Origin of the sequence: Rhizohabitans arisaemae (assembly GCF_025996515.1) — a bacterium.
GTDB lineage: Bacteria > Actinomycetota > Actinomycetes > Streptosporangiales > Streptosporangiaceae > Rhizohabitans > Rhizohabitans arisaemae.
This window is the reverse complement of record NZ_BLRH01000009.1, coordinates 1,117,591-1,132,678: the sequence shown is the minus strand read 5'-3', so window position 1 is coordinate 1,132,678 and position 15,088 is coordinate 1,117,591. Positions and strand designations below refer to the sequence as shown.

At 70.5% G+C, this 15,088-nt stretch carries 15 protein-coding genes; 2 read left to right on the top strand and 13 right to left on the bottom strand.

All coding sequences use genetic code 11. The features are described 5' to 3' along the window. Window positions 1-363 precede the first annotated feature (363 nt). Window positions 364-1,788: a type I glutamate--ammonia ligase gene (gene glnA / locus RUR_RS05845; protein WP_283133823.1), complete on the bottom strand. Its 1,425-nt coding sequence runs from the start codon at window positions 1,786-1,788 to the stop codon at window positions 364-366. Between the two features lie 130 nt (window positions 1,789-1,918). Here glnA and RUR_RS05840 point away from each other — a divergent pair, with 130 nt between their 5' ends. Beyond that, complete coding sequence (locus RUR_RS05840; RefSeq protein WP_283133822.1) at window positions 1,919-2,377, top strand: RDD family protein; 459 nt, start codon at window positions 1,919-1,921, stop codon at window positions 2,375-2,377. Window positions 2,378-2,535: 158 nt separating this feature from the next. On the opposite strand, the gene RUR_RS05835 is transcribed toward RUR_RS05840, so the two are convergent. The 9 genes from RUR_RS05835 to RUR_RS05795 all read right to left on the bottom strand — a co-directional run bounded on the left by RUR_RS05835 (window position 2,536) and on the right by RUR_RS05795 (window position 12,060). Next, window positions 2,536-3,387: a class I SAM-dependent methyltransferase gene (locus tag RUR_RS05835; protein ID WP_283133821.1), complete on the bottom strand. Its 852-nt coding sequence runs from the start codon at window positions 3,385-3,387 to the stop codon at window positions 2,536-2,538. Continuing rightward, window positions 3,384-4,073: a DUF4191 domain-containing protein gene (locus tag RUR_RS05830; protein ID WP_283133820.1), complete on the bottom strand. Its 690-nt coding sequence runs from the start codon at window positions 4,071-4,073 to the stop codon at window positions 3,384-3,386. Before RUR_RS05830 ends, RUR_RS05835 begins: the two co-directional genes overlap by 4 nt. Window positions 4,074-4,160: 87 nt before the next feature. Next, on the bottom strand, window positions 4,161-5,084 hold the full coding sequence (gene lipA, locus RUR_RS05825) for a lipoyl synthase (RefSeq protein ID WP_283133819.1): 924 nt from the start codon (window positions 5,082-5,084) through the stop codon (window positions 4,161-4,163). A gap of 43 nt (window positions 5,085-5,127) precedes the next feature. Continuing rightward, window positions 5,128-5,808, bottom strand: coding sequence for a lipoyl(octanoyl) transferase LipB (lipB, locus tag RUR_RS05820; protein WP_283133818.1), 681 nt, complete (start codon window positions 5,806-5,808; stop codon window positions 5,128-5,130). Between the two features lie 9 nt (window positions 5,809-5,817). Continuing rightward, window positions 5,818-6,555: a Type 1 glutamine amidotransferase-like domain-containing protein gene (locus RUR_RS05815; protein ID WP_283133817.1), complete on the bottom strand. Its 738-nt coding sequence runs from the start codon at window positions 6,553-6,555 to the stop codon at window positions 5,818-5,820. Window positions 6,556-6,744: 189 nt separating this feature from the next. Then, window positions 6,745-7,641 (bottom strand): TIGR01777 family oxidoreductase, encoded by an 897-nt coding sequence (locus tag RUR_RS05810; protein WP_283133816.1) that lies wholly within the window; start codon window positions 7,639-7,641, stop codon window positions 6,745-6,747. Window position 7,642: 1 nt separating this feature from the next. Further along, entirely contained in the window at window positions 7,643-9,064 is a 1,422-nt protein-coding gene (gene sucB / locus RUR_RS05805) for a 2-oxoglutarate dehydrogenase, E2 component, dihydrolipoamide succinyltransferase (protein ID WP_283133815.1), read from the bottom strand. Between the two features lie 36 nt (window positions 9,065-9,100). After that, entirely contained in the window at window positions 9,101-10,495 is a 1,395-nt protein-coding gene (lpdA, locus tag RUR_RS05800) for a dihydrolipoyl dehydrogenase (RefSeq protein ID WP_283133814.1), read from the bottom strand. 98 nt (window positions 10,496-10,593) lie between these two features. Continuing rightward, window positions 10,594-12,060 (bottom strand): leucyl aminopeptidase, encoded by a 1,467-nt coding sequence (locus RUR_RS05795; RefSeq protein ID WP_283133813.1) that lies wholly within the window; start codon window positions 12,058-12,060, stop codon window positions 10,594-10,596. Between the two features lie 117 nt (window positions 12,061-12,177). Here RUR_RS05795 and RUR_RS05790 point away from each other — a divergent pair, with 117 nt between their 5' ends. Next, the gene (locus tag RUR_RS05790) at window positions 12,178-12,525 is read left to right on the top strand and encodes a GntR family transcriptional regulator (RefSeq protein ID WP_283133812.1); all 348 of its coding nucleotides are present in this window, start codon (window positions 12,178-12,180) and stop codon (window positions 12,523-12,525) included. 111 nt (window positions 12,526-12,636) lie between these two features. On the opposite strand, the gene RUR_RS05785 is transcribed toward RUR_RS05790, so the two are convergent. Genes RUR_RS05785 through RUR_RS05775 form a run of 3 tightly spaced genes read right to left on the bottom strand, consistent with a single transcriptional unit; the run spans window position 12,637 to window position 15,064 of the window. Continuing rightward, the gene (locus tag RUR_RS05785) at window positions 12,637-13,413 is read right to left on the bottom strand and encodes an adenosylcobinamide-GDP ribazoletransferase (protein ID WP_283133811.1); all 777 of its coding nucleotides are present in this window, start codon (window positions 13,411-13,413) and stop codon (window positions 12,637-12,639) included. Between the two features lie 11 nt (window positions 13,414-13,424). Beyond that, entirely contained in the window at window positions 13,425-14,048 is a 624-nt protein-coding gene (locus RUR_RS05780; protein ID WP_283133810.1) for a LysE family translocator, read from the bottom strand. A 56-nt stretch (window positions 14,049-14,104) separates the two neighbouring features. After that, window positions 14,105-15,064 (bottom strand): bifunctional adenosylcobinamide kinase/adenosylcobinamide-phosphate guanylyltransferase, encoded by a 960-nt coding sequence (locus RUR_RS05775; protein WP_283133809.1) that lies wholly within the window; start codon window positions 15,062-15,064, stop codon window positions 14,105-14,107. Between the last annotated feature and the right edge of the window lie 24 nt (window positions 15,065-15,088).

Here is a 15,088-nt window from a genome sequence, read left to right as displayed (position 1 = left end):
CACCATGTCGGCTCCTTACATTCATGGCTCCAGCCGCTTTCCGGTCGGCGACGAATGTCCGGCGGCCCGCAGCTTTGGATCATGATAGTCCGACGCCGACGTCATGGTCGTCCGCCGCCAAGACGACCCAGACGTGTACGGCCACGTGGCCGTCCGGCCCGATGCCGTGCTTGAGAGGTCATCGCATGGTAGGCGTCCGCGGCGGCTGTCACAGGGCTTGCGATCGATATCGCGCAAGGCCAGGGGATGCGGGACGGGGCCGCCGGCCGAGTTTCGGGGGCATGCGAAAGGCCGCCGGGTGTGCGGCGGCCCGGCGGCCTTTCGGTGGGACGTCTTCGCGTGGCCTGTGCTCCTTCAGGCGGCTTAGACGTCGTAGTAGAGCTCGAACTCGTGCGGGTGCGGGCGGAGGCGGATGGGGTCAACCTCGTTGACCCGCTTGTAGTTGATCCAGGTCTCGATGAGGTCCGGGGTGAAGACGCCGCCTTCGAGGAGGTAGTCGTGGTCGGCTTCCAGCGCGTTGAGGACGTCGCTGAGCGAGCCGGGGACCTGCGGGACCTGGCGGGCCTCCTCGGGGGGCAGCTCGTAGAGGTCCTTGTCCACGGGCTCGGCCGGCTCGATCTTGTTCTTGATGCCGTCGAGCCCGGCCATGAGCTGGGCGGCGAACGCCAGGTAGGGGTTGCAGGACGGGTCGGGGACGCGGAACTCCAGGCGCTTGGCCTTGGGGTTGGATCCGGTGAGCGGGATCCGGACGCAGGCGGAGCGGTTCCGCTGGCTGTAGACCAGGTTGACGGGGGCCTCGTAGCCGGGGACGAGCCGGTGGTAGGAGTTGACCGTCGGGTTGGTGAACGCGAGCAGCGAGGGGGCGTGCTTGAGCAGGCCGCCGATGTAGTGGCGGGCGGTGTCGGACAGCCCGGCGTAGCCGACCTCGTCGTAGAAGAGGGGGTCGCCTTCCTTCCACAGGGACTGGTGGCAGTGCATGCCGGAGCCGTTGTCACCGAAGATCGGCTTGGGCATGAAGGTGACGGTGTGGCCGTTCTCCAGCGCCGTGCTCTTGATGATGTACTTGAACAGCATCAGGTTGTCGGCGGTCTTCAGCATCGTGTCGAAGCGGAAGTTGATCTCGGCCTGGCCCGCGGTGCCGACCTCGTGGTGCTGCATCTCAACGTGGATGCCGGCCTCGATGAGCTTGCTGGCCATCTCCGAGCGCAGGTCGGTGAAGTGGTCCATCGGCGGGACGGGGAAGTAGCCGCCCTTGTAGCGGGGCTTGTACCCGAGGTTGCCGCCCTCCTGGGCCCGCCCGGTGTTCCACGCGCCTTCGATGGAGTCGATGTAGTAGTACCCCGAGTGCTGGTTGGTCTCGAACCGCACGTCGTCGAAGATGTAGAACTCGGCCTCGGCGCCGAAGTAGGCGGTGTCGGCGATCCCGCTGCCCCGCAGGTACTCCTCCGCCTTCCGCGCGATGTTCCGCGGGTCCCTGCTGTACGCCTCGCCGGTGAGCGGGTCGTGCACGAAGAAGTTGATGATCAGGGTCTTGTGCGCGCGGAACGGGTCCAGCACGGCGGTCGTCGGGTCGGGAAGCAGCAGCATGTCCGACTCGTGGATGGCCTGGAAACCGCGGATCGAGGATCCGTCGAACATCAGGCCGTCGGTGAAGACGCTCGCGTCGAAGTTCGCCACGGGGAAGGTGAAGTGGTGCATCGTCCCGGGCAGGTCGCAGAACCTGACGTCGATGAACTCCACGCCTTCGTCCTTAACGAACTTGAGGACGTCATCGGCGGTCTTAAACATCCAACCTCCTGGGGGCACGAGCTTGCATCCTCGAAGTTAGGCGATCGCCGTTTCCATGCCGTGTCTCGTTTGTTTCACGCGTGTTAATGCCGGTGCGGGACCACCCTCCCGGCCGGATACCGTGGATGCCATGAGCGGTGAGCGGCGTTGGACGCAGACCTGGATCAGCGGCACCCGGGCGGCGGGCGTGGACCTCGGCTACCCGGGGGAGCAGCTGGGCCTTCCGCCGGAAGGCAGCGGTTCGGTCGCCGGGTGGGGCCGCCGGATCGGCGCCCTGCTCATCGACTGGTTTGTCTGCGTCTGGGCGATCGCCCAGGGCCTGCTGCGCATGGACGCGCAGTCCGCGGGCCTCTGGGGGCTGGTCATCCTCTTCACGGAGTACGTCCTGTTGACCGGGACGCTCGGCTGGACCCTCGGCATGCGCGTCGTGAACATCCGGGTGGCGGGCGTGCACGGCGGACGGCCGTCGCTCCCGTCGGTCGTGATCAGGGCGTTCCTGCTCTGCCTCGCGGTGCCCGCGCTCATCTGGGACCGCGACCATCGCGGCCTGCACGACCGCGCGGCCGGCACGGTCGTCGTCCGGGTCTGACCGAGCGGCTCCACATCGGCGGCCGGTACGGCCGGAAGGCGGCGAAGCCCGTACCCGCCCGCATCCCCGGCCACGACTGAAAGACGGCCCCCGGCCACGACCGGAAGGCGGCGAAGCCCGTACCGGCACAGCGTCGATTCGGTACGGGCGAAGCCGGGTCAGCCCTCGGGGCGGGAGCAGAGGAAGATCGCGGTACCGGGGATGAAGCGGCCCCGCAGCGGGCTCCACTGGCCCCACTCCCGCTCGTGCCCATCGGGCCACTCCGGCTCGACCATTGCGTCCAGCCGGAGGCCGGCCCCGACGATCTCGCCGATCCGGTCGGCCATGGTCCGGTGGTGTTCGACGTAGACCGCGCGGCCCGCCTCGTCGACCTCGACGTACGGGGTGCGGTCGAAGTAGGAGCGGTCGGCGACGAGGCCGTTCGGCCCCGGGTCGTCGGGGAACGCCCACCGGAGCGGGTGGGTCACCGAGAAGACGAACCGTCCGCCCGGCCGGAGCACCCGCCAGGCCTCCCGCATCACCGCGGCGGAGTCGGCGACGAACGGGATCGCCCCGAAGGCGGAGCAGGCGAGGTCGAACGAGGAGTCGGCGAACGGCAGGCGCTCCGCGTTCGCCACCAGCGCGGGGAGTCGTACGGCTGTCGCCTCGTCGATCCGGCGCGAGTGCTGAAGCTGCCGGGCGGAGAGGTCGACCCCGGCCACGTGGGCTCCCTGGGCGATGAGCCAGCGCCCGCACTGCCCGGCACCGCAGCCGATCTCCAGGATCCGCTTGCCGCGAACGTCCCCCAGGAGGTGTACGTCGGCCTCGTCGGTCCCCTCCGGGCACCAGACGAAGCCCACGTCGCGGAGGAATTCCCCGTGTTCGGCCTGGTAGTCGTCGGAGGTGCCGTCCCACCAGCCTCGGTTGGCGGCGGCGGTCTCGGCGGCGGAGGCCGGCCTGCGGCTGACGACGATCTGTTCGACGAGGGCCTCGTAGCCTTGATCCTCGTGGCTCGGGTGGTCCTGGGTCATCGCGTCTTGGGGTTTACGCCCTTGGGCATGCGCATGCCCTTCGGCAGGGGGCCCTTGGGGATCGGCACGCTGCTTGGGAGGGTCCGCAGCCGGTCATTGATCGTCATCACGGCGGGTTTCCGTAGGTTGCGCGGGAGTTTCATTACGTGACGCTGGAGGTTTTTGAGCGGAATCTGCCCTTCGGCGTCGCCGCACTGGATGTCGTAGATGTAGATGTCGGGAACGACCCGCTGGAGCCGCTTCTTCTCGGCCTGCAGCAGACGCTGCGTCCGGTTGCCCGGCCCTTCGGACACCAGCACGATTCCGGGCGGGCCGACCACCCGGTGCACCAGGTGCTGCTCCCTGGTGACCACGACCGCCGGGGTGACGGTCCAGTTGCCGCGCATGCTCTCCAGGATCACGGCGGCGCCGCCCAGCTGACCTTCGAGCGCGGCGTACTGCGCCTTCTGCGCCAATCGCCCGAATATCACGAGCCCGACGATGGCGGCGGTCATGATGCCCAGCGGGATCATGTACCAAAGCAGGTCGATGACCACGCCGATCACCACGAAGAGGATCAGCGTGCCGAGGGCCGACGCGAACACGATCGGCATGCCCGTGCGGTTGTTCTTGTGGATGAACGACGCGATCATCCGGATCTGCTTGAGCCGCCCCGGACGCTCAGCGGTTTCTGTGGGCTTCGCCATGTCGGTAAGGATAGGAGTCCTACCCGCCAAGCGCGAAACGGAGCCGGCCTACGCTCTCCGCTGAACTCCGAACAAACATCCCGCAGGTCATCTGCCGAGGGCCACGGCCTGACGGTAAAGCTTGCCCGCGCGGTAGGAGGACCGGACCAGCGGTCCGGAGAGGACCCCGGCGAAGCCGATCTCCTCGGCCTCCGCCTGCAGGTCGACGAACTCCTCCGGCTTGACCCAGCGCTCGACCGGGTGGTGCCGGACGGAGGGCCGGAGGTACTGCGTGATCGTCAGCAGATCGCAGCCCGCCTCGTGCAAATCGCGCATGGCCTGGCTGATCTCCGCCCGCTCCTCGCCCATCCCGAGGATGAGGTTGGACTTGGTGACCAGGCCGTGTTCCTTGGCACGGGTCAGGACCGACAGCGATCGCTCGTAGCGGAACGCGGGCCGGATCCGCTTGAAGATCCGGGGGACGGTCTCGACGTTGTGGGCGAGGACCTCGGGCCGCGCGGAGAAGACCTCCGCCAGCTGCGCCGGATCCGCGTTGAAGTCCGGGATGAGCAGCTCGACGCCGCAGCCGGGGACCAAGGCGTGGATCTGCCGGGCGGTTTCGGCGTAGAGCCAGGAGCCGCCGTCGGGCAGGTCGTCCCGGGCGACCCCGGTGACCGTCGCGTACTTCAGCCCCATGGTCTGCACCGATTCGGCGACCCGGCGGGGCTCGTCGACGTCGTACTCGGCGGGCTTGCCGGTGTCGATCTGGCAGAAGTCGCAGCGCCGGGTGCACTGGTCCCCGCCGATCAGGAACGTGGCCTCCCGGTCCTCCCAGCATTCGTAGATGTTGGGACAGCCGGCCTCCTCGCACACCGTGTGCAGCCCTTCCCGGCGGACCAGTGACTTGAGCTGGGTGTACTCAGGTCCGGTCTTGAGGCGGGTCTTGATCCACGACGGTTTGCGCTCGATGGGGGTCTGGCTGTTGCGGACCTCCAGGCGGAGGAGCTTGCGGCCTTCCGGTGCAACGGTCACGCCAGCAGTCTACGTCCGCCCGGTGCGACACGATTCACCGGAGTCACCTCAGGTGCGAGGCGACCAGGTCCTCCTCGTGCAGGTCGAACGCGTCGGCGCCGAGGGCCTCGGCCAGCCGCTTCTCCACCTGCGGAATCACATCGTCAACCGTGATCAGCCGGCCGGTCTCCACCGACAGCGAGGAGACTCCGGCATCGGGGATCCCGCACGGCACGATCCGGTTGAACCAGTTGAGGTCGCTGCAGCAGTTCAGTGCGAAGCCGTGCATCGTCACGCCCCGGGCGACGCGCAGGCCGATCGCGCCCACCTTGCGGTCGGGGAGCCCGCGGGAGGCGGGCACCCACACCCCGGTTCGGCCTTCGACGGTGGCGGTCTCCAGGCCGAAGTTCCAGCAGACCCGGATGAGGGCCTCCTCCAGGAGCCGGATGAAGGCGACGACGTCCAGCGGCGGGGCCAGCTTGACGATGGGATAGCCGGTGAGCTGACCGGGACCGTGCCAGGTGATCTTGCCGCCCCGGTCCACGTCGACGACCGGGGTGCCGTCCTGTGGGCGATCGGAGGGGGCCGTGCGCTTGCCCGCCGTGTACACCGGGGCGTGTTCCAGCATCAGGCACGTGTCGGAGATCGCATCGGTGACCCTCCGCGCGTGCACCTGACGCTGCAGATCCCACGCCTGCTCGTAGGGCACATCAACACCGAGCCGGACAATCGCGAGCCTACTCACGGGGTCACCCTAAGGGGTAAGGAGCCGGGGTTCCACTTTGAACTCCTTGACCTCACCCGAATCATCGCGATCGACACGGTACGCGTATCCGCGGGGATCCACCGTGACGGCCTGGATGAACTCGGTGCCGACGTAGTGGAGGGCGACCCCCTCGTCCGCCGCGTAGCCGACCGGGAGCTCGCCGGAGGAGACCGACTGGTGCATGAGGGCCCGGCGCTGGGGGTCGGAGTCGTAGTGCACCCCGCAGGAGTACGGAAGCAGCCCCAGACCTTCGGCCCACGGCCGGAGCTTGGGGCCGAAGGAGTCGGTGCTGCCGCCCACGTGCCAGCAGAGCGCGCCGGCGCTCTGTCCGGACAGCACGATCCCCGCCTCCCAAGCCTCCCGCAGGATCTCGTCGATCCCGTGCAGCCGCCAGAGCGCCATCAGGTTGGCGACGCTGCCCCCGGTGACGTAGATCGCGTCCTGCTCCAGCAGAAGGGCGCGGATGTCGTCCACGTTCGGCATGGGGAAGAGCGTGAGGTGGCTGACCTCGACGTCCCACGGCCGCAGCGCGTCGTAGATCTTGACCAGCCAGTCGGGGTTGTCGCCCGCCGCGGTGGGCAGGACGCAGAGCTTGGGGCGGTCCTGCCCGGTGAGGTCCAGGACGTAGCGCATCAGCGCGCTGGGGCGCATGCAGCCGTGGCGCTCGGTGAGGACGAAGGACCCGCCGCCGATGGCCACGATGTGCGATTGACCGAGTCTGTTCATCTGCTTCTCCCCGATGGCCGCCCTGAAGGTACCGGCTTCCTACATTAGGGGGGCCGTAGTCGGTTCCGGGGACGGAACACCGCAACTAGCAGGGCGTGAAGAAGGTGTGTGTTTCCCCCAATCCGGTTGACGGCTGAACGGGGCCGATTGCCGCAGGTACGGCCTGCGGCGTCGAACCGTCCCTCGCCGTCAGGCCAGCACCGCCTCCAGCGCGGGGCCCACCGAGGGGTGCAGGAACGGGTAGCCGAGCTCGGTCAGGACCCCGGGCCGTATCCGCTGGCTGATCAGCACGCCTTCGTCGGCGAGTTCGCCGAGCGCGAGACGGAGCCCGAAGGCGGGGACCGGGATCGGCAGGGTAGGCCGGTGCAGCGCCCGGCCGAGGGCCTTGGTGAACGCGGCGTTGGTCACCGGCTCGGGGGCGGTGAGGTTGACCGGTCCCTCGGTCCCGGCGGCCTGCGGACCGAGCAGGAAGCGGACGGCGCCCACCCAGTCGGGCAGGCCGATCCAGCTGAAGTACTGCCGGCCGGTGCCGAGCGGCGCCCCGGCCCCGGCCCGGAAGATCGGGAGCATCTTCCCGAGGGTGCCGCCGCCACGGGCCAGGACGATCCCCGAGCGCAGCAGCACCACCCGCATCCCGGGCACCCGCGCCTCGGCCTCCCAGTCCCGCACCAGGTCGGCGAGGAACCCCGTTCCCCGGGGCGCGGACTCGTCGACGGCCCGGTCCCCGGTGTCGCCGTAGAAGCCGATCGCCGACGCCGACAGAAGCACCCCGGGCCGGTCGTCGCCGAGCTCGCCGAGCGCGCGGGCGAGGGTCCGGGTGCCCGTCACCCGGCTGGCGCGGAGCTCGGCCTTGTAGGCGTCGGACCAGCGCCGGTCGCCGATCCCCGCGCCCGCCAGGTGGATCACCGCTTCGGCGTTCCGCAGCACCTCGGGGTCGAGCGCACCGGTCCGGGGGTCCCACCGGGCCTCGTCGGGGTCGCGCGGCGGACGCCGTACCAGGCTCAAAACGCGGCGGCCCTCGCCGCGCAGTGCGCGGGCGAGGGCCGTACCGAGCAGACCGGACGAGCCGGTCATGATTATCGTCACATCACAATCCTAGGGCGGCCTCGAATCGGCCCTCCTCCAGACGGTTCTTGATCGTCGTGAGGAACCGGGCCGCGTCGGCGCCGTCCACCAGGCGGTGGTCGTAGGTGAGCGCGAGGTAGACCATCGAGCGGACCGCGATGACCTCCCCGGCCTCGGGGGTCTCCACGACGACCGGGCGCTTGACCACGGCACCGGTGCCGAGCATGCCGACCTGCGGCATGTTGAGGATCGGCGTGTCGAAGAGCGCCCCGCGGCTGCCCGTGTTGGTCAGTGTGAAGGTGCCGCCGCCGATCTCGTCCGGCCCGATCTTGTTGGTCCGGGTCCGCTCGGCGAGGTCGCCGATCTTACGGGCGAGGCCGGCGATGTTGAGGTCACCCGCGTCCTTGATCACCGGGACGACGAGACCGCGCTCGGTGTCCACCGCGATCGCCAGGTGCTCGTGGTCGTAGTAGGTGACCTCGTTGGTCTCAAGGTTGATCACCGCGTTGAGCTTGGGGTGGACCTTGAGCGCCTCGATGGTGGCGAGGGCGAAGAACGGCATGAAGGTCAGCTTCACGCCTTCGCGCCGGAGGAAGTCGGCCTTGGCCCGGTCCCGCAGGCGCGCGACCCGGGTGACGTCGACCTCCACCACCGTGGTGAGCTGGGCCGCGGTCTGCAGCGACTCGACCATGCGCTTGGCGATGGTCTGCCGGATACGCGGCATCTTCTCGGTCCGCCCGCGCAGGGTGGTGTCCGGGACGACCTGCGGTGCCTCCTGGGCGGGGGCCGCGGCCGGGGCCGCCGCCGGAGCCTGCGCCACGGGCTGAGCCGCCGGGGCCTGCGCCTGGGCGGCCCGCTCACGCTGGGCCTTCGCCGCCTCCAGGACGTCCTGCTTGCGGATGCGCCCGCCGACACCGGTGCCGTTCAGCGTGCCGAGGTCGACGCTGTGCTCGGTCGCGAGTTTGCGGACGAGCGGGGTGACGTACGGGCTGTCGCCGGAGAGCGCGACCGGGGGCATCTCGGCCCGCGCCGGCACCGGCGGCGGAGCCTGGACGGGCACGGGCGGCGGCGCGGCGGCCTGCGGCGCGGGGGCGGGCGGGGCCGCCGGGACCTCGGGCTGCGGGATGGAGGAGCGCGCCGGCGCGGGCGGCTCCGGTGTGGGCGCGGGTGCCGCCGCGGGGGCGGCGGCCGGTGCGGCGGCCGCGCCGTTCTGGTCGATGACGGCGAGTTCCGCGCCGACCTCGACCGTCTCGTCCTCGGCCACCGTGATCTTGGTGAGGACGCCGGAGGCGGGGGAGGGGATCTCGGTGTCGACCTTGTCCGTGGACACCTCGAGCAACGGCTCGTCGGCGTCTACGTGGTCGCCTTCCTTCTTCAGCCAACGGGTGACTGTGCCCTCGGTGACGCTCTCGCCGAGCTGGGGCATTGTTACGGAGACCGGCATGGCGTGCAGTGACTCCTTCTTCCTATGCGGGCACGGTCAGTTGTGGACGTGCAGCGGCTTGCCGGCGAGGACGAGCATCGCCTCGCCCATGGCCTCGGACTGGGTCGGGTGTGCGTGGATCAGCTGTGCCAGGTCGGAAGGGAGGGCCTCCCAGTTGTAGATGAGCTGCCCCTCGGTCACGAGCTCACCGACGCGGCTGCCCACCATGTGCACGCCCAGGACCGGCCCGTCCTTCTGCGCGATGACCTTGACCGCGCCCTGGGTCTGCAGGATCTGGCTCTTGGGGTTGCCGGCGAGGTCGTAGACGGCTTCGACGACGTCGTGACCCCGCTCCCTGGCCACCGTACTCGTCAGGCCCACCGAGGCGACCTCGGGGTCGGAGTAGGTGACCCGGGGGACGCCGTCGTAGTCGATCGGCACCGGGTTCAGCCCGGCGACGCGCTCGGCGACGAGGATGCCCTCGGCGAACCCGACGTGCGCGAGCTGCGGGGTCGGGATGAGGTCGCCCACCGCGGAGATCGTCTCAACGCCGGTGCGGCAGAGCCCGTCGACCTTGACGAAGCCGCGCTCCACGGCGACACCGGCCTCCTCGAAGCCGAGTCCGGCCGAGACCGGGCCGCGGCCGACCGCGACGAGCAGCAGCTCGGCGTCGAGGGTCTTGCCGCCTTCCAGGGTGACGACGACGCCCGTGTCGGTCGTCTTGACGCTCTCGAAGCGGACACCGAGCTCGGACTTGATGCCGCGGCGGCGGAAGGCGCGCTCCAGCAGCTTGGAGCTGGACTCCTCCTCCAGGGGCACCAGGTGGGGCAGCATCTCGACGATCGTCACCTCGGCGCCGAAGGAGCGCCAGATCGAGGCGAACTCGACGCCGATCACACCGCCGCCGAGGATGATCACCGAGCTGGGCACCCGGTCGAGGGTGAGCGCGTGGTCACTGGTGATGATCTGCGTGCCGTCGATCTCCAACCCGGGGAGGGAGCGCGGCGCACCGCCGGTGGCCAGGACGAGGTGGCGTCCCTCGACGGTCGTGACGGTCCCGTCGGCGCCCTCGACCTGGACGCTCGTGGGACCGGTCAGCCTGCCCGAGCCCTCGACGACGGTGACGCCCCGGCTCTTCAGCAGGCCCTGGACGCCCTTCCAGGCCCGAGTGACGATCTTGTCCTTGAAGGCGTGCACACCCGGGACGTCGATGCCCTCGAAGCGGGCGCGCACGCCGAAGACCTCGCTGTCCCGGGCCTGGTCCGCGATCTCGGCGGAGTGCAGAAGTGCCTTGGTGGGGATACACCCCCGGTGCAGGCAGGTGCCGCCGATCTTGTCCTTCTCGATCAGTGCGACGCTCAGGTTCAGCTCGGCCGCCCGCAGGGCGCACGCGTATCCGCCGCTCCCGCCTCCCAAGATGACGAGGTCATAGGGGCCGCTGCCATCAGCCACTGGGTGCTCCTTGTTCTTAATTGGTGGAAAACCGACGCCGTTCGCAGGACTGTCAGCCTACGCAAAGGCATCTTTTCACTTGTGAAGAGCGCACGGGGTCAGCCCGCGTATTCCTCCGCCAAACCGATCAGCGTGCGGGTGGCCGCGCCCGTGCCGCCCTTCGGGGTGTAACCGTACGGGTCGGTCTTGTTGAAGGAGGGACCCGCGATGTCGATGTGCGCCCAGGTGACGCCGTCCGGCACGAACTCCTTGAGGAAGATCCCCGCGACGAGCATGCTGCCCCACCGCTCGGACGGGAGGTTGGCGATGTCGGCCACGCTTGAGTCGAGCCCCTTGCGCAGCTCGGCGGGCAGGGGCATCGGCCAGGACGGCTCGCCCGCGCGCTCGGCGATCTCCACGACCCTGGTGCGGAACGCGTCGTCGTTGGCCATGACCCCCGCGGTGCGCCACCCCAGCGCGATGATCTGCGCACCGGTGAGCGTCGCGACGTCGACGATCAGGTCGGGCTCGTCCTCCCCGGCCCGCGCGATGCCGTCGACGAGCACGAGGCGCCCTTCGGCGTCGGTGTCGAGCACCTCGACCGTCTTCCCGCTGTAGCTGGTGTAAACGTCGGAGGGGCGCTGGGCCGTGCCGCTCGGCATGTTCTCCGCGAGGCAGAGGTAGCCCACCACGTTGACCTTCAGGCCGAGCCCGGCGATCCCGAGGAGCGAGCCGAGCACGGCCCCGGCGCCGCCCATGTCGGCCTTCATCCAGTCCATCGCCGACGACGGCTTGAGCGAGAGGCCGCCGGAGTCGAAGGTGATCCCCTTGCCGACGAAGGCGAGGGTCTTGGTCGCCTCCGGGTGGCGGTACGCGAGCCGGACCAGCCGCGGCGGGTTGATCGAACCCTGTCCCACGGCGACGATGCCGCCGTAGCCGTTCTCCTTGAGCGCCGTCTCGTCCAGGACCTCGACCTCCAGCCCGGCCTGCGCGCCCCGCTCGGCCGCGAGCTCGGCGAGCTTGGCCGGCCACAGGTCGGACGGCGGGGTGTTCACCAGGTCGCGGACGAGGTTGACCGACTCGGCGACGACGACCGTGCGCTCCAGCGGCGCCTCGGCCTCGGTGAGGACGGCGATCTCCCCGACGGGTGGCTTCAGCTCGCCGTTCGTGCGGTACCGGTCGAAGGTGTACGCGCCGAGGAGCGCGCCGAGCGCGATCGCCTCGACCTGCTCCCGGGTCGTCGCCGGCAGGGCGAAGGCCGCGCGGGCGGTGCCGGCCAGGGCCCGGGCGGCGGCGCCGGCCGCCCTGCGCAGGTCCTCGACCGTGCCGTCGGCGTCGCCCAGCCCCACGGCGAGGACGAGCGGGGTGCTCAGCGCCCCGAAAGTCGGGATCTTGGCGACCTCGCCGGTCTTGCCGGTGAACGCCACGGATCTCAGCGCCTCGACCAGTTTCCCGCCCAGCGCCTCGTCGACGCTCTCGGCTCCGGGGGCGGGCCGAAGGCCCTGCGGACCGGAGTGGACGCCGACCACGAGGGCGTCGGCGTCGTGGGAAGCTGGGGCGGAAGCCATCAGGCGCACAGTGGTCACGTCGGCCGATGCTATCCCCGCCGCGCCTCCCGCCGGACACCGCTCCCCATTCCCAAGTGCCGGGGTTGGTGATGATTTCCTGAAAACTCCATTGATGGTGCTAGTGTTGATAGCACCATGTCGCTCAGTCTGGATCTCGCCGATCCGCAGCCGCTCCACCTGCAGGTCGCAGGGGCGTTGCGGAGGTCGATCGCCGAGGGAGGGGTCGTGCCCGGCGACCGGCTCCCGCCGGCCCGTGACCTGGCGGCCACCTTGGGGATCAACGCCAACACCGTGCTGCGCGCCCTGCGGGTGCTTCGGGACGAGGGCCTGCTGGAGTTCCGGCGGGGCCGGGGCGTCACCGTCGCCGGACGGGCCGACGTACGGGCGGAGCTGGTGGGGCGGGTCCGGGAGCTCGCCGACGAGGCGGCCCGGTACGGCTACGGCCGGGCGGATCTGGTCAGACTCATCGAGGGGTTGCCGTAGCCCGGTTCACGATGGTGTTCTCCCGAGCCAACTGAATTCTCGATTAATTTTCAATATCGACCTGAAATGTCGAGATTTCAGGGATCTTAGTTAAATGTCTGAAAAATCACATTAACTAAGGATGGCCACGGTCACCACGGCCGCGGTGAAGGCGACTTCGGCGAGCGCGCCCAGCACGTCCCCGGTGATCCCCCCGAGCCGCCGCACCGCGTGCCGCCGCAGGATCCAGGCGGCGCCGAGCCCGGCGAGCAGCGCGGCGCCGTACGGCGCGATGCGGATCGGCGCGCCCCACCCGCCGGCGAGCAGCGTCCCGGAGCCGAGTACGGCCACGGTGGCCAGGAAGGTGACCAGGAGGGCGCCGCGCAGCCGTACCGTCTGCGCCACCAGGGTGCCCAGGCCTTCCGGCCGGGCGGAGGGCACGCCGGACCGGCAGGCCCAGGTGATCGCCAGCCGCCCGGTGACGCAGGCGGTGATCAGGGCCGCCGCACCGTTTCCCGCCGCGGTGGCCTGGGCGAGTGCCGACACCTGGCACAGGACACCGAAGACCAGCGTCAGCACCCCGAACGGGCCGATATCTGATTTTTTCATGATCTCAAGGGCCGAGGCGGCGGGCTTCCCGCTCCCCAGGCCGTCCGCCAGATCGGCGAGCCCGTCCAGGTGGAGGCCCCGGGTGAGCAGCGCGAGCGCCCCGGCCGCCAGCGCCGAGGCCAGGAGCGGGCCGCCGAGCGGGGCGAGGGCGAGGGGGAGCGCGGCGAGCGCCCCCAGGACCAGGCCGACCAGCGGGGCGGACAGCATCGCCCGTCCCGCGGATCCGCGATCGACGTGGGTGACCCGGACGGGGAGGACGCTCAACATGCCGAACGCCAGGCGCAGACCGTGCCACCCCATGGAGATCGTCCCTATCGGCCGCTGTCGGCGAGCGCGGCGGTGATCCCGAGGGTGATGTAGACGCCGCCCACGGCGAGGCGCTGCTTGGAGAAGAACCGCTTGACGTGCCCGCGGAGGGCGCCGCCGACCAGCGCGTAGAGGCTGTCCGAGATCATGGCGAGGAAGAAGAACGTGGCGCCCAGCAGCAGGATCTGCAGCGGCGCGTTGCCCCGGGAGGGATCCACGAACTGGGGCAGGAACGCGAGGAAGAACAGCGCGGTCTTGGGGTTGAGCACGTTCACCAGGATGCCCTCACGGTAGACCTTGCCCAGCCGGATGGGGGCGAGCGACCGGTCCGCGGCGAGGGTTTCCTTGGTCATGATGGCCCGGACGCCGATGTAGACGAGGTAGGCGGCTCCGGCGTACTTGATCACGCTGAACGCGATGGCCGAGGACGCGATCAGCGAGGAGAGCCCGATCACGGCGGCGACGATGTGCACGAGGGTCCCGGTGTGGATGCCGAGGGCGGAGACCAGTCCCGCGTTGCGGCCCTGGCTGACACTCCGGGTGAGAACGTAGACCACCGCCGGTCCGGGGACCAGCGCCAGCGCCAGTGACGCGATGGCAAAGGTGATGAATGTGGTTGTGCTGGGCATAGCGCACAGTGTGACTTATCGGGGGTGGGTGATCGCCACAGGGTTTTCCCACGCGGTCAGCCGAGTTCGACGACCTTGCCCGCGACGACCAGGGCGGTCTCCTCGGATTCGGCGGCCAGCCGCTGGTTGAGCCGGCCGAGCGCGTCCCGGAACAGGCCGCCCGAAGCGGTGGACGGGACCACGCCCAGCCCGACCTCGTCGCTCACCGCCACCACCCGGGCCGCCGAGTTCCGCCACGCCTCCACCAGCTCCGCCAGCCGTGTGGAGCAGTCCGCGCCGTCCCACCCGCCGTACCGGTCGAAGACCGCGGTCACCCAGGTCCCGAGCCCGTCCACCAGGAGCGGCCCGGCCGACTCGCGCAGCAGGGGCACCAGGTCGGTCGTCTCGACCGTCTCCCAGTGGGCCGGCCGGCGCGCCCGGTGCGCCTCGACCCGCGCCCGCCAGCGGGGATCGTCGTCCCCGGTACGGCCGGTGGCGACGTAGACGACCCGCGGCTCGGCGAGCAGCCGCAGCTCGGCCTCGGCGGACTTGCCCGAGCGGGACCCGCCCAGGATCAGGGTGCGCCGCGGCGCGGGGCGCACGGCCAGGCCGTCCCCGGCCCGCGGGGAGAGCGTGAGCGTGGTGCCGTCCGGGACCGCGCCCGCCCCCCAGAAACCCAGGCGCCGGGTGAGCTCGGCCTCCGAGGGCATCCGGTGGTCCAGCCCGACCGCGACGACCCGCGTGCCGGGCCCGACGGCACCGTCGCGCCGGAGGAGGGCGAGCCGTTCCGGGCCGCCCGCCAGGTCCGCCAGGACGAGGTCGTAGGCTCCCGGCGAACGCGGCGTGCCGCCGTACAGGACTCGGATCCCGTCGCCGGACACGACTTCGGTGCCCGGGGCGAGCACGACGCCGTCGGCGATCACCTCGGTGGGGGCGCGGCGGGCGCCGCCCGCGCGCATCCTGCCGCAGGAGGCGCAGCGGCAGCCCTCCTGCGGCCACCCGTGCGGGCCGCCCGTCCCCGCGATCTCGACGTTCATACGCCGACCGAGCATACGGGGGTA